Consider the following 18492-nt stretch of genomic DNA (forward strand, 5'->3'; position numbering starts at 1 on the left):
CCGTCAGTCCGTCCCGCCCGCGCCCGACGGGCCGGAGTTCGGCCAGCCCGCGGGGGCCGTGCGACCGGCCGGGTCGAGCGCCGGACGCGTGCGGCCGTAGGCGAGCGCGTGCACGAAGCGGCGGCGGAACTCGGTCAGATCGAACGAGGTCACCGCCCGCGTCGAGGCGCCCTCGGGCGTGCCCCACACCAGCGGCAGACCGTCGCTCGTGAGAGCGACCCGAGTCGCGAGCGAACCCGCGGCCGGGGTGAAGTCGACCGGGCCCTCGATCCAGCCCGTCACGATCTCGGGGCGATGCAGGATCACCGACGACAGTCCGTCGTGGGCGGCCGAGATCCGGCGCCCCCACTTGTACTGGTAGAAGTCGTTGTACGCATCGAGGATCGTGCCCGCGAAGTGCGCCGCCGGCAGATCGGAGCCGAGCAGCAGCGCCGTGACGTCCTCCTCGAGCAGCGCCTGCGAGGTCACGTTGACGCCCACCATGATCACGTTGCCGCTGTTCACGGCGCCGAACACGGCCTCGGCCGCCGCGCGGTCGTTGTTCGTGTTCGCATCGGTCACGGTCGGGGTTCCGGGCGCCGGGTACGGGCCCGCGCCGCCCATGATGACGACCGAGCGGAACTTCAGGAACAGCTCCGGGTCCTTCTCGAGCGCCAGCGCGATGTTCGTGAGCGGTCCGAGCGGGTGCAGGTCGACCTGACCCGGGTGCTCGTTGGCGATGCGCACGAGGTAGTCGGCCGCGGACTCCGCCTCGAGTGTGGGCTCGGGGCGCTCGAAGCCGCGGTCGCCGAGGCCGTCGTGTCCGTGCACGAACCAGGCGATCGACGGGTCGCCGTCGAGGGGACCGCTCGCGCCCAGGTAGATCGGGATGCGCGGGGCGTCCGCCACGTCGAGCACGTACGCGACGTTGCGGGCCGAGTCCTCGACCGCGCAGTTCCCGTAGATCGTCGTGATACCGACGATCTCGACGTCGGGCTGGGCGAGCAGGTAGAGCAGGGAGTGGGCGTCGTCGATGCCGGTGTCGGTGTCGACGACGATCCACTGCTTCTCGGGGGCGAAGTCGGGCATGATCCTGCTCTCAGTGCTGGTGCTGGTGCGCGGGCTCGGCGAGCTTGAACGCCAGGCGTCCGTGCGCGAAGCCACCACCGGCGCGGATGGCGGTCGCGACCCAGGCGGCCTCGGCCAGTTCGGCCTCGTCGGCACCGGCCGCGACGGCCTTCTGCGAGTGCGCGTCGATGCAGTACACGCACTGCGTGGTGATGCCCACGGCCAGCGCGATCAGCTCGCGGTACTTCAGCGGGATCGCCCGCGACTCGTCGGGAGCGAACACGGCGCTGTCGAAGGCCGCGAACGCCGCGAGGATGTCGGGGGTGTGTTCCTTGTAGACCTTCGTGTAGGTCTTGTCGGCTTCGCTGTCGAAGTAGGCGCTCATGCTCTGCTCTCTGCTGGTGTGCGTCGGGTGCTCCCGCCGCCGGGCGCGACGGCGCCACCGAGGAAGGAGGGTCTACCGCGACGCTAAGACCTGCGGCATCCGCCCCGCACCTCGGAGTGCAACACGAGGTCATCCGGAGCGAGCGGTCAGACCTCGTCCTCGTCGCTGAGTCGGCGGGGGCCCGCCCCGAGACTGCCGAGTGCGTCGTCGGGGTTCAGCAGACCGCACGCCTTCATCGACAGGCATCCGCAGCCGATGCATCCGGTCAGTTCGCGTTCGAGGCGCTCGATGCCCTCTCGACGCTTCTCGAGCGCGCGCTTCCAGCGGCGCGAGGCGCGCTGCCAGTCGTCGTGGCTCGGGGTCTCGGTGAGCGGCACGTCGGCGAACGCCGTCTGCACGTCGGCGAGCGGGATGCCGAGGCGCTTCGCCACCGCAATGAGCGACACCCGCCGGATCATGTGCCGCGGGTAGCGGCGCTGGTTGCCGGGCGTGCGGAACGAGGCGATGAGGCCGATCGACTCGTAGAAGTGCAGAGCGGATGCCGCGACCCCCGTGCGTCGCGTCATCTCGCCGATCGAGAGGGCGTCCTCGGCGGTGTGCGCGGCATCGGCGTGCGAGGTCATCCCTGCCTCCGGAATACTGTGGCTCATGCCCGCGGATCCTGGCCCGCGGATTTGACCTAAAGTGTACTTGAGGTTTTAGCGTGGAACGCTGACCCGAAGGAAGACCCGATGACCTATGTGATCGCCCTGCCGTGCGTCGATGTCAAGGACCGCGCGTGCATCGACGAGTGTCCCGTCGACTGCATCTACGAGGGTGAACGCTCGCTCTACATCCACCCCGATGAGTGCGTCGACTGCGGGGCGTGCGAGCCGGTGTGCCCCGTCGAGGCGATCTTCTACGAGGACGACCTGCCCGACGAGTGGACCGACTACTACAAGGCGAACGTCGAGTTCTTCGACGAGGTGGGCTCGCCCGGGGGTGCGGCCAAGGTCGGCATGATCGCGCACGACCACCCGCTCATCGCCGCACTTCCCCCGCAGGAGGGCGCCGAGTGAGCACCGCAGAATCCGGCATCCCCGTCCCCAGCGCCGTCGGCGAAGGGCTCAAGGCGGCGTTCCGCACCCACCCCGCCGGCGTCGCGATCATCACCGCGGCGACCCCCGAGGGCCCCGTCGGACTCACCGCGTCGAGCGTGGCATCCGTCGCCGTCGACCCGGCCGCGATCGTGTTCTCGGTCACCCGGGCGACCGGAAGCGCGGGCGGGCTCCTCTCGGCCCCGACCTTCGTCGTGCACCTGATCGATCACGATCACTCCGAATTGGCGCAGAGCTTCGCCGTGAGCGGGTCGGAGCGCTTCACGCCCGAGCAGCAGTGGAGCACCCTGCCGACGGGCGAGCCGTACCTGCCCGCAGCCCGCTTCGCCCTGCGCTGCCGCGCGCTGCAGACCGTGCCCGTCGGTACGTCGAGCGTGGTGATCGCCGAGGTGCTCGAGGTGTTCGCCGGCCCGCAGGGCCGCCCCCTCGTCTACGTCGACCGCAAGTTCCACAGCCTCCCGCACCAGCCCTGACCGGCCCCGCGTGTACCCAACTCAGGAACATCGGCCGTCGAACGGCAGTTTCGGCCACTGAATCGGACGATCGCGCCCGTTCTTCCTGAGTTAGGTACGCCCCCCGCGGCGCATAACTCCTCAGAACCGGCCCCCGAACCCCGGTTCTGGCCGAAAACTACCCCGGAACGCCCGTTCTCTCCGGAGTTGTGAACCCCGATCCGCTCACACCGCGGCGGTCGAACCCCGGTCCGTGAGCACGAACGGCAGATCGGCGGGCGGGACCTCGCCTTCGCCCAGCTGCGCGAGCACCGCGGCGGCCGCGCGCTCGCCCTGCTGCAGCGGGAACTGATCGACCGTGGTGAGCCCGAAGATCTCGCCGAGCTCATGCCCGTCGATGCCGATCACCGAGAGATCCTCCGGAACGCGGATGCCGTGCTCCCGCGCCGCGAGGATCGCCCCGATCGCCATCTCATCGGATGCCGCGAACACCGCGGTTGGCCGTGGACCGCCCCCGCCGAGCAACTGATGAGCGGCGCGCAGGCCGCCCGCGATCGTGAAGTCGGCGGCCACCACGAGCGACGGGTCGACCGGAATGCCCGCGTCGACCAGCGCCTCCTCGAACCCGCGGCGACGATTGGTCGGCACATGGAACTCCTCGTCGAACTCGGCGGTCGCTCCGATGTACGCGATGTCTCGGTGGCCCAGCCCGATCAGGTGCTCGGTGGCGAGGCGGGCGATGCCGAGCTCGTCGACCGTGAGGGTCTCGAGGGTCGGATGCGGTCCGCCGATCGCGATGATCGGCATCCCCAGCTCGAGCAGCCGACGCGTCTCGTCGTCGTCGAGCCGGATCGACACGGCGATCACGGCATCCACGCCCTGACGCCGCAGGAAGGTGTCGAACACGTGCCGCCGCGTCTCGCGGTCGGGGGTGATGTTGTAGAGGGTGATGTCGAAGCCGGCGCGCATGAGCGCGGACGACACCCCCGACAGCACGGTGCTGAAGAACCAGCGGTCGAGGTAGGGAACGATCACCCCGACCGTGCGGGTGCGCCCGGAGGCGAGGCTCGACGCACGCGACGACACCACGTAGCCGAGGCTGTCGGCGGCCCCCAGAACCCGTGCGCGCGTCTCGTCCGACACCTTGCCGCGCCCGCTCAGGGCGCGCGAGACGGTCGCCGTCGAGACGCCGGCCAGTCGTGCCACGTCGTCGATGCTCGCCATCGCGCCGCCTTTCGAATCGGGGTGATCGGGTGGGTGAGCGGATGCCGGGGCCGCACGCACGTGCGGCCCCGGCCGGAGGGCATCAGCCCCGCGTGAACCAGACGGTCGTGTCGACGGGAAGCTCCGAGCCCGCGAAGGGCTGGCTCTTCACGAGGAACGTCGCGTCGTCGGGCAGCGCGATCGGTGCAGTGCCGAGGTTCGCGACCACGTGCACGTCATCGCGGCGGAAGGCGACGGCATCCGCACCGAAGTCCTCCCAGACCAGCGAGCCCGAGCCGAAGCCGTGCGCACGGCGCAGCGCCAGCAGTTCGGTGTAGAGCGAGAGGGTGGAGTTCGGGTCGGCCAGCTCGACGTCGCGCGCGTACGTCGCCCATTCGTCGGGCTGCGGCAGCCACGAGAGTCCGGTGTCGTTGAAGCCGAACGCCGGGGCATCCGCCTCCCAGGGCAGCGGCACGCGGCATCCGTCGCGTCCGTAGCGCTCGTGCTTCGTGCGGAACCAGGTCGGGTCCTGACGGTACTCGTCGGGGATCTCCATGGCCTCCGGTAGGCCCAGCTCCTCGCCCTGGTAGAGGTACGACGAGCCGGGCAGCGCGAGCATGAGGGTCGTCGCCGCGCGGGCGCGGGCGAGGCCGATCACGGCGTCGGGCTTGTTCGGGGTGTTGGGGCCGATGCCCTCGCCCTGCGGGTTGTCGACCGTGAGGGCGAGGCGGGTGGCGTGGCGCACCACGTCGTGGTTCGAGAGCACCCAGGTGCTGGGGGCGCCGACCGCTCCGAAGTCGTCGAGCGATTCGCGGATGACGTCGCCGAGTGCCTTCGCGTCCCACGCGGTCATCAGGTACGGGAAGTTGAAGGTCTGGTGCATCTCGTCGGGGCGCACCCACAGCGAGGTCTTCTTCAGCGTCGGCAGCCAGGCCTCGCCGCAGAGGGCGCGGTCGCCGTCGTACTCGGCGAGCAGTTCGTGCCAGTCGCGGTAGATGTCGTGCACGCCGTCCTGACCCCAGTACGGCACGTTCGCCTCGCCGCCGCCCATCGAGTCGGCATCCGACGGAGGGGTGTAGTCGGGCAGGCCGTCGGCCTTGATCATGCCGTGCGCCACGTCGACGCGGAAGCCGTCGACGCCGCGGTCGAGCCAGAAGCGCAGGATCGAACGGAACTCCTCGCGCACCTCTTCGTTGGTCCAGTCGAAGTCGGGCTGGGTGGCGTCGAAGATGTGCAGGTACCACTGGCCGGGGGTGCCGTCTGCCTCGGTCACGCGCTGCCACATGCCGCCGCCGAACACCGACTCCCAGTTGTTCGGGGGCAGTTCGCCGTTCTCGCCCTTTCCGTCGCGGAAGATGTAGCGGGCGCGCTCGCGGCTTCCGGGCGCCGCCTTCAGTGCCTCCTGGAACCACACGTGCTGGTCGGACGAGTGGTTGGGCACGAGGTCGACGATCACGCGGATGCCGCGGGCATGGGCCGCCTCGAGCATGGTGTCGAAGTCGGCCAGGGTGCCGAAGAGCGGGTCGACGTCGCGGTAGTCGGCGACGTCGTACCCGGCGTCGCGCTGCGGGCTGGTCATGAAGGGGCTCAGCCAGATCGCATCGACGCCGAGGTCCTTCAGCGAGTCCAGGCGGCTGGTGATGCCGGGGAGGTCGCCGATGCCGTCGCCCGAGGCGTCGGCGAAGGAGCGGGGGTAGATCTGGTAGATGACGGCGCTGCGCCACCACTCGGATCCGGGCGCGGCGAACTGTTCGATTTCAGGCATCCCCCGAGCCTAATGCAAGCGCTTGCATCACTCGCGCACCGCGCACCCGGGAGTACGCTGACGGCACCATCACGAGGAGGTGTCGCATGATTCCCGAGATCAACTACTGGGCCGTTCTGCTGGCCACGCTGTCGAGCATGATCGTCGGCTCGATCTGGTACTCGCCGAAGGTGTTCGGTACGCGCTGGTCGAAGCTCGCGAACGTCGACATGGATCGCCCGGCGGCCACCGCGGTCTGGCCGATCATCACCACGGTGATCGTGAGCTTCATCACGGCCTGGGTGCTCGCCGGAGCATCCGCCATCGCCTGGCACTTCTACGGCGGATCCTGGTTCTGGGGTGCCGTCATCACCGCGGTCACTCTCTGGGCCGGCTTCACGGCGGCCCGCTTCATCACCCACGACGCCTTCGAGGGGCGCTCGACCCGGCTCACGACCCTCAACATCGCGCACGAGCTCGTGACGGTGCTCGTGATGGCGGCGATCATCGGGCTGTGGCCGCCCGCGATGACCGTGTAGTGCGCCGGGCCCCGCACCGATGAAGCCTTTATTCATACACGAGCAGAAACTGTAAGAAATCCCCTTCCCTCTCGGCGACGGAACTGCGATGATCATCGCGTGACCTTCGGGTCGCCCGTGCGCGTTCCCCCACCGCGCACGGAGTTTGACGAGAGGTCCCCCAATGTCTCGTTCCCGTTCTCCCCGTCGTGCTGTCGGCTGGACGGTGGTCGTCGCGCTCGTCGCCACCGCCGTGCTCGCCGGTGCGGCATCCGCTGCCACCGGAGATCCCGTCCCCGCCGACGAGACCGCCGACCCGACCGCTCCGGAGCCCTCCGTGTCGATCGCCCTCGCCTACGAGTTCCTCGATGCGCGCACCGACCAGTTCTGCGACGGCGAGGGCATGTGCCTGCCGCGCAGCTACGAGGGCGGGTTCTTCACGACGCCGACCTGGGACTTCACACCGTCGTTCGTCTACGACGACGCACTGGTCATCATCGCGTACACCGCCCGCGGTCTTCCCGACGACATCCGCCGCGCAAAGAGCATCGGCGAGACGCTGCTCTTCGTTCAGGAGAACGACCCGATCGGCGACGGGCGCGTGCGCACGCACTACGAGCCCCACGCCATCCGTCAGGGCCGCATGGAGATCACCGGACCCGGCACGTTCACCGGAAACCAGGCCTGGGCCGGGCTCGCCCTCGCCCGCCTGTTCCACGCCACCGGCGACCAGCGCTACCTCGACGGTGCACTCGACATCGCGAACTGGATCCAGACGAACACCGCCGACATGGTGCGCGCCCCCTTCGGCTACACCGGTGGGCAGACGGATGCCGGTGACTCGCTCGTCTGGAAGTCCACCGAGCACAACGCCGACATCGCCGGTTTCTTCGGGCAGCTCGCCCAGCTCACCGGTGACACCGTCTGGGCCGACCGCGCCGCCGTCGCCGCCGCGTTCGTCACCGCGATGCAGAGCCCCGACGGTCACGTCGACACCGGTACGCTGCTCGACGGCAGCACGGTCAACACTCACCCCATCCCGCTCGACGCGCAGACCTGGACCTCGCTCGCGACCGGCGACCCGCGCTACGACGCAGCACTCGACTGGACGCTCGCGAACCTGGTCGGCACCGACGGCCCCTACACGGGCCCCGGGATCAGCGATGTCGACACCTCGAAGGTCTGGTTCGAGGGAGCAGCGCACCTCGCACTGGCCCTGAAGCTGCGGGATGCCGCCGGCGATGCCGCCTACGCGGACACGTTGCTCGACAGCATCCGTCTCGGTCAGCGCGATGCCGCGAACGGCGACGGCAAGGGCATCGTCGCGACCTCGACCGACGGCCTCGACTCCGGGTTCGGCGACCTCTACTACGCGAGCCTGCACACCGGCGCGACCGCCTGGTACCTGCTGGCCGAGGCCGGCGACAACCCCTTCACTCTGCCGGCCGACTGACCGGCGGCAGGAATGACGGAGGGGGCGGATGCCGAAGCATCCGCCCCCTCCGTCGAAGAAGTTACGCGGCGACGCGCGCGACCGCGGCGATCGCGCTCGCGAAGAAGCCGATCCCGTCGATGCCGGAGCGCATGGCCACCGAGGTGTCGGGGCCGAAGCCGGCCTCGGTCGCGTGCTCGGGGTGTGGCATGAGCCCCACGACGTTGCCCGCCTCGTTCGTGATGCCCGCGATGTCGCGCAGCGAACCGTTGGGGTTGACGCCCGCGTAGCGGAAGGCCACGAGGCCCTCGCCCTCGATGCGGTCGAGGGTCTGCTCGTCGGCGATGTAGCCGCCGTCGGCGTTCTTGAGCGGGATGACGATCTCCTGCCCGCGACGGAACTCGTTGGTCCACGCCGTGTCGGAGTTCTCGACCGTCAGCTTCTGGTCGCGACGGATGAAGTGCTGGTGGCTGTTGCGGATGAGTCCGCCGGGCAGCAGGTGCGACTCGACGAGCATCTGGAAGCCGTTGCAGATGCCGAGCACGGGCAGGCCCTTGGCGGCGGCATCCTTCACCTCGGCCATGATCGGCGAGAGCGCGGCGATGGAGCCGGCGCGCAGGTAGTCGCCGTAGCTGAATCCGCCGGGCAGCACGAGGGCGTCGACACCCTCGAGGTCGTGCGAGCCGTGCCAGAGGGCGACGGGCTCGGCGCCGGCGATGCGCACGGCGCGCTGCGCGTCGCGGTCGTCGAGCGAGCCGGGGAACGTGACGACCCCGATGCGTACGGTCATTCGACGACCTCGATGCCCACGACGTCTTCGATCACGGAGTTCGACAGCACCTCGTCGGCGATGCGGGTCGCCTCGGCGAGCAGCTCGTCGGTGACCTCGCCCTCGACCGTGAGCTCGAAGCGCTTGCCGATGCGGACGTCGGAGAAGCCCTCGACGCCGAGGCGTGCGAACGCTCCGGAGACGGCCTTCCCCTGCGGGTCGAGCAGTTCGGACTTGGGCATGACGTCGACGACGATGGTGGGCATGAACGGCTCCAGAAGTCGCGGGCAGGAAGGCGCGTCCAGTCTACCGCCCTGCTCCGGTCGCGATTCGCCGCCGGGCGTGGCGCGCGGGGCGTCGCTCAGGCGTGGAAGACGGTGTGCAGATCGCCGATGAGCTCGCGGCCGCCGAGGCCGTCGATCTCGAACAGCACCGAGATGCCGACCACGTGGCTGCCGAGGCGCTCGACGAGCTGGCGGCCGGCGGCGAGGGTGCCGCCCGTCGCGAGCACGTCGTCGATGAGCAGCACGCGCGATCCCGCGGGCAGGTCGTCGTGCATCTCGATGGTGGCGGTGCCGTATTCGAGGGCGTAGTCGACGGATGCCGCGGGGCGGGGCAGCTTGCCCGCCTTGCGGATCGGGATGAGTCCGGTGCCCGCGGCGATGGCGGCGGCACTCGCGAGGATGAACCCGCGGGCCTCGATCCCGGCGATCACGTCGAACTGTCCGGCGAACGGCTCGATGATGGCCTCGGTCGTGACGCGGAGGGCCTCGGCGTCGGCGAGCAGCGGCGTGATGTCGCGGAAGACGATGCCCGGCTGCGGGTAGTCCGGCACGTTGCGGATCAGCGACTGGGCGCGGACGAGGGCAGGGGAGAGTTCGGCTTCGGGCACTGAGCAAGGGTACTCCTCGTGTTCGAGGGTTTCGAAAACGGGGGCCCTTGACAATCGTGGGAGCGCTCCCATATCGTGGCCGGAACGTCGTGGGAGCGCTCCCATCGCGGAGCCCACGGCTCAGCACCATCCCGACGCACCACCCACCGCACCACCTCACAAAGGAGTGAACTGTGAACGCACGCGCCCGCCACCGGGTCCTCACGACCGCAGCCGTGGCATCCGTCTCGGCCCTCGCCCTCGCCGGCTGTTCCACCGGCGGAGGAGGCGAGGGCGGCTCGAACGCCGACGAGGAGATCACCCTCACCGTCACCACGTTCGGCACCTTCGGCTACGACGACCTGTACGAGGAGTACGAGGCCGCCCACCCGAACATCACCATCGAGGCCACCAACATCGACACCGGCGGCAACGCCCGCACCGACGCCTTCACCAAGATCGCGGCCGGCTCGGGTCTCAGCGACGTCGTCGCGATCGAGGAGGGCTGGCTCGGCGCCGTCATGGACGTCTCCGACACCTTCGTCGACCTGCGCGACTACGGCATCGAGGACCGCAAGGACGACTGGGTCGACTGGAAGTACGGTCAGGCCACGGATGCCGAGGGCCGGGTCATCGGCTACGGCACCGACATCGGCCCCTCGGGCATCTGCTACAACGGCGCCGCGTTCGAGGCCGCCGGTCTTCCGAGCGACCGCGAGTCGGTCGCCGAGCTGCTGAACGGCGACTGGGAGAACTACTTCCAGGTCGGTGCCGACTACACGGCCAAGACCGGCAAGGCCTGGTACGACCACTCCGGCTTCGTCTGGAACGCGATGGTCAACCAGCTCGACGAGGGGTACTACACCGCCGACGGCGAGCTGAACGTCGAGGGCAACGCCGAGCTGCAGGAGCGCTTCGAGCTGCTGGGGGCGGCGACCGAGAGCGGCCAGTCCGCCGCGCAGACCGCGTGGGACTGGAACGGCGGCAAGTCGTTCGTCGACGGCACCTTCGCGACGTTCGTGTGCCCGGGCTGGATGCTCGGCGTCGTGCAGGGTCAGGTCGAGGCCGGCGGCGGCGACGCCTCGACCGGCTGGGACTTCGCGGATGTCTTCCCCGGCGGAGCGGCGAACTGGGGCGGCGCGTTCCTGTCGATCCCCGAGTCCTCGCAGCACAAGGAGGCCGCGGCCGAGCTCGCCGACTGGCTGACGCAGCCCGAGCAGCAGGTGAAGCAGTCGGCCGCGGCCGGCAACTTCCCCTCGACGGTGAAGGCGCAGGAGACCCTCGCCGCCGACGCCACCCCGAACGCGTTCTTCAACGACGCCCCCACCGGCGCGATCCTCGCGGAGCGCGCGAAGGGCGTGGTCGCGCAGTTCAAGGGCGCCGATGACTCGGTGATCCAGGAGAACGTCTTCGGCCCGGCGCTCAGCGCGCTCGACCGCGGCGAGACCGACACGAAGGGCGCCTGGGATCAGGCGATCTCCCTCCTGAACGACCTGGTCGGCTGACCGGCCCTTCGACAGGCTCAGGGACCCATCGGTACTGGGTTGCTGAGCCTGTCGAAGCATCCCGCAAAGGAACCCCATGACTCTCACCGCACCGCCCGCGCAGCAGCGGGTGGCGGCATCCGCCCCTGAATCGGATGCTCCGCCGAATCGCTCCTGGCGCCATCGCGTCTCCCGCTTCGACCAGAACGCCTCGCCGTACTTCTACATCTCGCCGTTCTTCCTGCTGTTCGGGTTGGTGGGCCTGTTCCCGCTGCTGTACACGGTGTACGTCGCCGTGCACGAGTGGGATCTGCTCAAGGGCGAGGGCGGGTTCGTCGGCTTCGGCAACTTCGTCGAGATCCTCGGCGACGGGATGTTCTGGAACTCGATCTTCAACACCCTCAGCATCTTCCTGCTGTCGGCGATCCCGCAGCTCGCGGTCGCGCTGACGATCGCCTACCTGCTCGACCGCGGGCTGCGCGCCCCGACGTTCTGGCGCATGAGCGTGCTCATCCCGTTCGTGGTCACCCCGGTGGCGGTCGCGATCATCTTCTCGAGCATCTTCAACGAGGCCGACGGTCTCGCCAACAACCTGCTCAACCTCATCGGCATCGCCGACCAGCAGTGGAAGCACGACACCGCGCTGTCGCACATCGCGATCGCGGTCATGGTGAACTTCCGCTGGACGGGGTACAACGCGCTCATCCTGCTCGCCGCGATGCAGGCCGTTCCGCGCGACCTCTACGAGTCGGCGGCCCTCGACGGCGCGGGCGCCGCCCGCCGCTTCTTCTCGATCACGATCCCGACGATCCGCCCGACGCTGATCTTCGTCACCATCACGGCGACCATCGGCGGACTGCAGATCTTCGCCGAGCCGCGGCTGTTCGACGTCTCTACCGCCGGCGGCATCGGCGGCAGCGACCGGCAGTTCCAGACGACCGTGCTGTTCCTCTGGGAGCTCGCGTTCTTCCGGCGCGATCTGGGCGAAGCATCCGCTGTCGCCATCCTGCTGTTCCTGTTGATCGTCGGCATCGGCGTGATCAACTTCCTGATCTCGCGACGGATATCGACGGGGGATGCCGGCCGCAACCGCGCCGCGCGCCGCCGCGCCCGTGCGACCGCCGCCACCCTCGAGGAGGACGCACGATGACCGCGACGATGGCACTGAGCGTGCCCGAGAAGATCCGCCGTCGCCGGGGCAGTGCCCTCGGCAACGCGGGGATCGGCAGCCGCCCCGGCTTCCTCACCTACGGCCTGCTGGCCGCGTTCGTGATCGGCAGCGTGTACCCGCTGTGGTGGTCGGTCGTCGTCGCGAGCGGCACGAACGCCACGCGCGGCGAGACCCTGCCGCTCATCCCGGGCGGCAACTTCCTCGCGAACGCCGCCAAGGTGTTCGACGCGATCCCGTTCTGGCTGGCGCTGGGGAACTCGTTCCTCATCTCGGGGATCATCACGATCTCGGTCGTGACGTTCTCGACCCTCGCCGGCTACGCGTTCGCGAAGCTGCGCTTCAAGGGACGCGACGGCCTCATGGTGTTCGTGATCGCGACCATGGCGATCCCCACGCAGCTGGGCATCATCCCGCTGTTCATGCTCATGCGCGAGCTGGGTTGGACGGGCTCGATCGGGGCCGTGATCGTGCCGACACTCGTCACCGCGTTCGGCGTCTTCTTCATGCGGCAGTACCTCGTCGACGTCATCCCCGACGAACTGATCGAAGCCGCCCGCGTCGACGGCGCCAACCAGTTCCGCACGTTCCTGACGGTCGGGATCCCGGCCGCCCGCCCCGCGATGGCCATCCTCGGACTCTTCACGTTCATGACCGCGTGGACCGACTACCTGTGGCCGCTCATCGTGCTCTCGCCCTCGAATCCCACCCTCCAGACCGCGCTCAGCCAGCTGCAGTCCGGTTACTACATCGACTACTCGATCGTGCTCGCCGGTGCGGTGCTCGCGACCCTTCCGCTGCTCGTGCTCTTCGTGGTCGCGGGCAAGCAGCTGGTCAGTGGCATCATGGCGGGCGCGGTGAAAGGATGACTCCATGACCCGTGCGTTTCCCCAGAACTTCCTCTTCGGCGCCGCCACCGCGGCCTACCAGATCGAGGGGGCGGCTTTCGAAGACGGGCGCACCGCGTCGATCTGGGACGCGTTCTCGCGCGTACCCGGAGCGGTGATCAACGGGGACAACGGCGACGTCGCCTGCGACCACTACCACCGGTACCGCGACGACGTGGCGCTGATGAAGGACCTCGGCCTCCAGACGTACCGCTTCTCGACCTCGTGGTCGCGGGTGCGCCCCGACGGCGGCGCCGTGAACGCGCAGGGCGTCGACTTCTACGAGCGCCTGGTCGACGAGCTGCTCGCCGCCGACATCCTGCCGTGGCTGACGCTGTACCACTGGGACATGCCGCAGGCGCTGCAGGAGACCGGCGGCTGGACGAACCGCGACACGGTCGACCGCTTCCTCGAGTACGCGGGCACCATGCACGACGCGCTCGGCGACCGGGTGAACGTGTGGACCACACTGAACGAGCCGTGGTGCTCGTCGTTCCTGTCGTACACGGGCGGTGAGCACGCGCCCGGGCACACGAGCGTCGCCGAGGGTCTGCTCTCGGCCCACCACCTGCTGCTCGCCCACGGCGAGACGGTGCGCGAGCTGCGCGGGCGCGACGCCTCGCTCAACCTCGGCATCACGCTCAACCACACGGTCGCCGACCCCGCCGACCCGACCAACCCCGCCGACGTCGACGCCGCGCGCCGTATCGACGGGCAGTTCAACCGCTGGTTCCTCGACCCCATCTACCGGGGCGAGTACCCGGCCGACATCGTCGAGGACATCCGTGCGGTGGATGCCGCGGCCGTCGAGACCTTCGAAGCCGCGATCCACGATGGCGACCTCGCCACCATCGCGCAGCACATCGACACGCAGGGCGTGAACTACTACCACGGTGACCTCGTCTCGGGCGCCGTGCCCGAGAACGTCGCCGTCGAGAGCGTGCCGGACACCGAGCGCAAGGTGCGCAGCCCCTACCCGTCGTTCGAGAACATCCACAACGTCGAGCGCGGCCTGCCCCGTACGGCGCAGAACTGGGAGGTGCAGCCCGAGGGGCTCACCCGACTGCTGCAGCGCGTCTGGACCGAGTACGCGCAGCCCGCCGGAACCGTGCTGTACATGACCGAGAACGGCGCCGCCTACGACGACGTCGCGGTCGTCGAGGACGGCGAGACGCGCGTGCACGACGACGACCGCGCCGAGTTCCTGCGGCTGCACCTCGCTGCGGTGCTCGACGCGGCGGATGCCGGGGTCGACGTGCGCGGATACTTCTACTGGTCGCTGTTCGACAACTACGAGTGGGCGTGGGGCTACGACAAGCGCTTCGGCATCGTGCGCGTCGACTACGACACCCAGGAGCGCACGCTCAAGGACTCCGCGCGGGAGTACGCTCGCATCATCGCCGCTCGCTCTCTCTGAGACCGGGCGGCGAGGGCGGTCGGAGCATCCGATCGCCCCGCCGGATCGGAGGAAGAGCTGTGTCGCGAGCGACGATCGAAGAGGTGGCCGCTGCCGCCGGAGTGTCACGGTCGACGGTCTCGCGCGTCGTCAACGGTTCGACGGCGGTCAGCCCTGAGGCGCTCGCCGCGGTGCACGATGCGATCGAGCGGCTGAACTACGTGCCGAACCGCGCGGCGCGATCGCTCGCGTCGCGTCAGACGCACGCGATCGCCCTGATCGTGCCCGAAGACACTACGCGGTTCTTCGGCGACCCGTTCTTCGCCGCGATCGTCGCCGGCATCACCGGCACGCTGCGCACCTCCGACTACCTGCTGAACCTGCTCATCGCGAGCGACGACCCGGGCGACAAGATGACCGGCTTCGTGCGCAACGGCGGTGTCGACGGGGCGTTGCTGGTGTCGCACCACACGAGCGACGCGTTCATCGACCGGATCGCGGATGCCGTGCCGGTCGTCTACGGCGGGCGCCCCGTGCGCACGCGCGAGACCGACTACGTGGTCGACGTCGACAACGTGGCCGGGGCGCGTGAGGCGGTGCGCCGCCTGGTCGACATCGGCCGCACCCGTATCGCCACGATCTCCGGTCCGCTCACGATGCTGTCGTCGATCGATCGCGTGCAGGGCTTCCGCGAGGCGCTGGCGGATGCCGGGCTCTCGCCGTTCGCCGAGGAGGAGGGCGACTACAGCGAGGCCAGCGGCGCCGACGCCGCCCGCCGCATCCTCGCGGCGGGCCGCCCCGACGCGATCTTCGTCGCGAGCGACCTGATGGCCCGCGGCGCTCTCACGGCGCTGCGTGCCTCCGGCATCCGCGTTCCCGACGACATCGCCCTCGTCGGGTTCGACGACTCCTCGGTCGCGCTCAGTTGCGACCCGCAGCTCACGACGATGCGTCAGCCGATGTACGCGCAGGGCGAGGCGATGGCGCAGGTGCTGCTGTCGCGGCTCGCCGGGGGAGACCCGCCCCGCACGACCATCCTGCCGACGGAGCTCGTGGTGCGGGGTTCCGCCTGACGTCGGTCTCTCGGCGTGGGACCCTTCGACGGGCTCGGGGACCCAGTTCTGTGGGAGTGGGCCCTTCGACAGGCCCAGGGGCCCACTTCTGTGGGGTGGGGCCCTTCGGCGGGCTCAGGGACCCAGTATCGAAACTGGGTTGCTGAGCCTGTCGAAGCACCCGCCACGGGAACTGCACGGGTGCGCCCCTGTCGCCCCTCCGGGACAGGGGTGCACCCGCGGCTTCAGGGGCCGCCCAGGAGCGACGTGAAGAAGTCGCCGCCGAAGAGCGTCAGCGCCGTGACGCCGGCCGAGAGCAGAACCACGCCCACGGTGCCCGCCACGGCCAGCACCGAGATGCCGTGTCCGCCGAGGCGCTGTCCTCGCAGCCCCACCGAGACGCCGGAGCGCGACGCGATCTCGCCCGCCGCGTCGTCGCGGTAGAGCTCGGTGCGTGCCGCGAACCGGCGGTGGAACTCCTCGGCGAGAACGAGCGCCGCGGCCATGGTGGCGGGGCGATCGAAGCGCGTGCTCCCCGGCAGGTACACGTACAACCGGTCGGAGACGAGCTCGATCTCGGCGCCGCGTCCGAGGTCGAGCACGCGCGCCATCAGGTCGGGCGTGAAGATGTACAGGGCGTCGGTCTGGTAGCCCTCCGGCACGATCAGCCGGAACACCTTCGCGAACTCGCCCTCGAGCTCCATCCGGGCAGCGCCCCGGCCGAGGCCCAGCGTCGGGACGATGCTGCGTCGCCGGTTCGCGAGCACGATGTGCGGCACCGACGACGGCAGCGGCAGCTCGATGAACGCGAACGGTCGCTGCACGGTCGCGCCCTCCTGGCCGCGCGACAGCGAGTGATGGATGCCGAGCTCGAACGGCATCCGCGGATCGTCGCCCGCGACCACCGCGCGCTCCTGGCCGCGCAGCACGCCGGTGAAAGGAGCGCCGGGGCGGCGGGTGTGCTCGAGTCGATCCGCGTAGGCCCAGCCGTTCTGCCAGGCGAACGCCGCGATCTTCACGCGACGGCTGAGGCCCACTGCGAACCACACGAATCCGACGGCCGCGAGCAGCGTGTAGCCGATCACGAACACCGCGAGGATCGGTGCGACGGCGAGGATGTCGGTGCGCCCGAGGAACCACAGACCCGCGAGCATCGCCGCCGCGAACAGCAGCACGACCACGAGCAGGAACACGAAGCGCCGGTGCAGCGGGGTCTTCGTGATCCGCTCGTAGGCGACGATGTCGCGGATGCCGGCGCTGCGCTGCAGCGGAGCGAGGTCGACGGCTACAGCGTCCACGGCAGGGTCGCCCACGGACCGTTGCGCGTCTCGGTCGCTGCGGCCTTGAAGTCCGCCCACCCGTCGCCGAACTTCTCGAACGACTTCTCGTCGACGCGGCCGTCGGACCAGTGCATGACCCGGCCGGCGATGTAGCTGAGGCCGAAGTCGGCCCACGAGGAGAACGCGGGCCGCGCCTCGACGTTGATCGCGTGGATGATCGAGCGGGCCTCGGGCACGTCGCCGTGTCCGAGTGCGACGCCCCAGGTCGCCATCGCGACGGCCTGGCCGATCGCGTACCCGTCGAGGGTCTGCACGAACAGACCCGGCGTCACGATGTCCTTGCCGACGCGCTTGCGCACCTCGGACTCGATGTACTCGATCGCGGTGATGAACGTCTTGGCGTCGCGCTTGTCGCCGCCCTCCTCGACGATGGCCGCCAGCCATTCCTTCGCCTTCGGGGCGCGGCCGAGGCGCTCGGCGAGGGCGACGCGCACGGCGAGGTACAGCACCCAGACCTCGCGGCGGCGGCGCACCGTGGTGAGGCGGTCGATGTTCGACAGCCACTCCTCACGGGTGTGCACGCCCCACTGCTCGACGAGCACCGACTTCTCCGACGGGCCGAGGTCGCTCGCGGTCGGGTCGTTCCACGGGCCGGAGGGCAGGTTGCGGATCTGCAGGAAGCCCAGGGCGATCTCGTTGGCCTCGGCATCCGTCGTCGAGAACTTCTCGGAGGGCTTCACCTTCGCCGCGGGGATGATCCAGAGGATCAGGAAGAAGAGGGCCACGGCGCCGACGATCGCCCACACCCACCACTGGCCGATCAGCCAGCCGACGATGGACCCGAGGTCGTTGAAATCGACGGGCGCGAGACGGTGCATGGAGGCTCCCCAGAGATAATTAAACTGAACGTACATTCAGCGAGTAATCTATAGTACGGGGACGCACATCGGTGCACATTCGGGGGCAACGGGGAAGTGAACTTCACATGGCGCGATCGGAAGACCAGAATCGACGTGCGCGCGAACGAGCCAAGGAGGTCATCCTCCAGGCGGCGATCGAGGTGTTCGAGGAGCGGGGCGTCTCCGGCGCCAGCATCGCCGAGATCACCAAGCGCGCCGGCGTCGCCCAGGGGCTCGTCAGCTATCACTTCGGCGGCAAGGATCAGCTGATCGCCGCGGTCATCGACCGCTGGTTCATCACGCTCCTCGAGCTGCCGAGCGTCGAGGGCGACCCCGACGAGGTGCTCGCCTCGATCATCGACAGCGTGTTCCAGGCGACGGCCTACGCCGTGCCGCTGCAGCGCGTCGTGCTCGCGATCCAGCAGCAGCCGGCCACGCACCGCCTCTTCGCCGAGTCCGAGGACCGCTTCAGCGAGCAGGTCACGATGGCCGAAGACGCGGTGCGCAACCTGTTCCGCGCGCGCGGCGCAGCCGATCCCGGGCTCGAAGAGGTCATGTTCCGCAGCGTGCTCGAGGGCGTGTTCGTGAAGTACTCGGTGTACCGCGACACGTATCCGCTCGAAGATGCCCGCCGCTGGGTGCGTCGGCTCTACGACCTGCCGGAGCCGACCGTGCCCCTGCCGCTCGCCGTCGCCCCGCACGAGGGTGAGCCGCGCCCCCGGGCTCGCGGCGGGGTGTGCGAGGGTGCCGGCTCCGACGACTGACTCGGCTCTTCGTCCCGTCGCTGCGCTCCTCGCTCAGGAACCGC

General features: G+C 69.5%; 20 protein-coding genes. 10 read left to right on the plus strand and 10 right to left on the minus strand.

The window, feature by feature from the left end; all coding sequences use genetic code 11:
- Window positions 1-3: 3 nt before the first annotated feature.
- The 3 genes from ACZ5Y9_RS03650 to soxR form a co-directional block, all read right to left on the minus strand.
- Window positions 4-1068, minus strand: a complete 1065-nt coding sequence (locus tag ACZ5Y9_RS03650; protein ID WP_464472321.1) for a nucleoside hydrolase — start codon at window positions 1066-1068, stop codon at window positions 4-6.
- A gap of 10 nt (window positions 1069-1078) precedes the next feature.
- Window positions 1079-1432, minus strand: a complete 354-nt coding sequence (locus ACZ5Y9_RS03655) for a carboxymuconolactone decarboxylase family protein (protein ID WP_247623661.1) — start codon at window positions 1430-1432, stop codon at window positions 1079-1081.
- A gap of 146 nt (window positions 1433-1578) precedes the next feature.
- A complete protein-coding gene (gene soxR, locus ACZ5Y9_RS03660; RefSeq protein WP_247634004.1) occupies window positions 1579-2055 on the minus strand; it encodes a redox-sensitive transcriptional activator SoxR in 477 nt (158 codons plus the stop codon).
- 108 nt (window positions 2056-2163) lie between these two features.
- Between soxR and fdxA the strand changes: the two genes are divergently transcribed.
- Both fdxA and ACZ5Y9_RS03670 read left to right on the plus strand, forming a co-directional pair.
- On the plus strand, window positions 2164-2490 hold the full coding sequence (fdxA, locus tag ACZ5Y9_RS03665) for a ferredoxin (RefSeq protein ID WP_247623660.1): 327 nt from the start codon (window positions 2164-2166) through the stop codon (window positions 2488-2490).
- Complete coding sequence (locus tag ACZ5Y9_RS03670) at window positions 2487-3002, plus strand: flavin reductase family protein (protein ID WP_247633092.1); 516 nt, start codon at window positions 2487-2489, stop codon at window positions 3000-3002. The genes fdxA and ACZ5Y9_RS03670 overlap by 4 nt, the downstream gene beginning before the upstream one ends.
- Before the next feature lie 204 nt (window positions 3003-3206).
- Here the strand turns inward: ACZ5Y9_RS03670 and ACZ5Y9_RS03675 are convergent, their stop codons facing one another.
- Entirely contained in the window at window positions 3207-4205 is a 999-nt protein-coding gene (locus tag ACZ5Y9_RS03675) for a LacI family DNA-binding transcriptional regulator (RefSeq protein WP_247623658.1), read from the minus strand.
- A gap of 82 nt (window positions 4206-4287) precedes the next feature.
- Window positions 4288-5949 carry a glycoside hydrolase family 13 protein gene (locus ACZ5Y9_RS03680; protein WP_464472322.1) on the minus strand — a complete coding sequence of 554 codons (1662 nt, stop codon included), beginning with the start codon at window positions 5947-5949 and terminating at the stop codon, window positions 4288-4290.
- Window positions 5950-6035: 86 nt separating this feature from the next.
- Between ACZ5Y9_RS03680 and ACZ5Y9_RS03685 the strand changes: the two genes are divergently transcribed.
- Together ACZ5Y9_RS03685 and ACZ5Y9_RS03690 are read left to right on the plus strand one after the other, a co-directional pair.
- A complete protein-coding gene (locus tag ACZ5Y9_RS03685; protein WP_404597950.1) occupies window positions 6036-6467 on the plus strand; it encodes a DUF1761 domain-containing protein in 432 nt (143 codons plus the stop codon).
- A gap of 163 nt (window positions 6468-6630) precedes the next feature.
- Window positions 6631-7899 carry a hypothetical protein gene (locus tag ACZ5Y9_RS03690; protein WP_247623655.1) on the plus strand — a complete coding sequence of 423 codons (1269 nt, stop codon included), beginning with the start codon at window positions 6631-6633 and terminating at the stop codon, window positions 7897-7899.
- A gap of 61 nt (window positions 7900-7960) precedes the next feature.
- On the opposite strand, the gene purQ is transcribed toward ACZ5Y9_RS03690, so the two are convergent.
- From purQ to ACZ5Y9_RS03705, 3 genes are all read right to left on the minus strand, one after another.
- Complete coding sequence (gene purQ, locus ACZ5Y9_RS03695) at window positions 7961-8668, minus strand: phosphoribosylformylglycinamidine synthase subunit PurQ (protein WP_247623654.1); 708 nt, start codon at window positions 8666-8668, stop codon at window positions 7961-7963.
- Window positions 8665-8913: a phosphoribosylformylglycinamidine synthase subunit PurS gene (purS, locus tag ACZ5Y9_RS03700; protein ID WP_247623653.1), complete on the minus strand. Its 249-nt coding sequence runs from the start codon at window positions 8911-8913 to the stop codon at window positions 8665-8667. The genes purQ and purS overlap by 4 nt, the downstream gene beginning before the upstream one ends.
- A 95-nt stretch (window positions 8914-9008) precedes the next feature.
- Entirely contained in the window at window positions 9009-9539 is a 531-nt protein-coding gene (locus tag ACZ5Y9_RS03705; RefSeq protein WP_247623652.1) for an adenine phosphoribosyltransferase, read from the minus strand.
- A 173-nt stretch (window positions 9540-9712) separates the two neighbouring features.
- Between ACZ5Y9_RS03705 and ACZ5Y9_RS03710 the strand changes: the two genes are divergently transcribed.
- From ACZ5Y9_RS03710 to ACZ5Y9_RS03730, 5 genes are all read left to right on the plus strand, one after another.
- Window positions 9713-11023: an ABC transporter substrate-binding protein gene (locus ACZ5Y9_RS03710; RefSeq protein ID WP_247623651.1), complete on the plus strand. Its 1311-nt coding sequence runs from the start codon at window positions 9713-9715 to the stop codon at window positions 11021-11023.
- A 76-nt stretch (window positions 11024-11099) separates the two neighbouring features.
- Window positions 11100-12152, plus strand: coding sequence for a carbohydrate ABC transporter permease (locus tag ACZ5Y9_RS03715; protein WP_464472323.1), 1053 nt, complete (start codon window positions 11100-11102; stop codon window positions 12150-12152).
- Window positions 12149-13039 carry a carbohydrate ABC transporter permease gene (locus ACZ5Y9_RS03720; RefSeq protein ID WP_372491944.1) on the plus strand — a complete coding sequence of 297 codons (891 nt, stop codon included), beginning with the start codon at window positions 12149-12151 and terminating at the stop codon, window positions 13037-13039. The genes ACZ5Y9_RS03715 and ACZ5Y9_RS03720 overlap by 4 nt, the downstream gene beginning before the upstream one ends.
- Before the next feature lie 4 nt (window positions 13040-13043).
- Window positions 13044-14474: a GH1 family beta-glucosidase gene (locus ACZ5Y9_RS03725; RefSeq protein WP_247955436.1), complete on the plus strand. Its 1431-nt coding sequence runs from the start codon at window positions 13044-13046 to the stop codon at window positions 14472-14474.
- A gap of 59 nt (window positions 14475-14533) precedes the next feature.
- Complete coding sequence (locus ACZ5Y9_RS03730) at window positions 14534-15526, plus strand: LacI family DNA-binding transcriptional regulator (protein ID WP_464472324.1); 993 nt, start codon at window positions 14534-14536, stop codon at window positions 15524-15526.
- Between the two features lie 224 nt (window positions 15527-15750).
- Here the strand turns inward: ACZ5Y9_RS03730 and ACZ5Y9_RS03735 are convergent, their stop codons facing one another.
- Window positions 15751-16803 (minus strand): hypothetical protein, encoded by a 1053-nt coding sequence (locus ACZ5Y9_RS03735; RefSeq protein ID WP_464472325.1) that lies wholly within the window; start codon window positions 16801-16803, stop codon window positions 15751-15753.
- Complete coding sequence (locus tag ACZ5Y9_RS03740) at window positions 16791-17663, minus strand: DUF1266 domain-containing protein (RefSeq protein WP_464472326.1); 873 nt, start codon at window positions 17661-17663, stop codon at window positions 16791-16793. The genes ACZ5Y9_RS03735 and ACZ5Y9_RS03740 overlap by 13 nt, the downstream gene beginning before the upstream one ends.
- A gap of 107 nt (window positions 17664-17770) precedes the next feature.
- Here ACZ5Y9_RS03740 and ACZ5Y9_RS03745 point away from each other — a divergent pair, with 107 nt between their 5' ends.
- The gene (locus ACZ5Y9_RS03745; RefSeq protein ID WP_464472327.1) at window positions 17771-18448 is read left to right on the plus strand and encodes a TetR/AcrR family transcriptional regulator; all 678 of its coding nucleotides are present in this window, start codon (window positions 17771-17773) and stop codon (window positions 18446-18448) included.
- The last annotated feature ends 44 nt before the right edge of the window (window positions 18449-18492 follow it).

Source organism: Microbacterium sp. T3-8 (genome assembly GCF_055398145.1).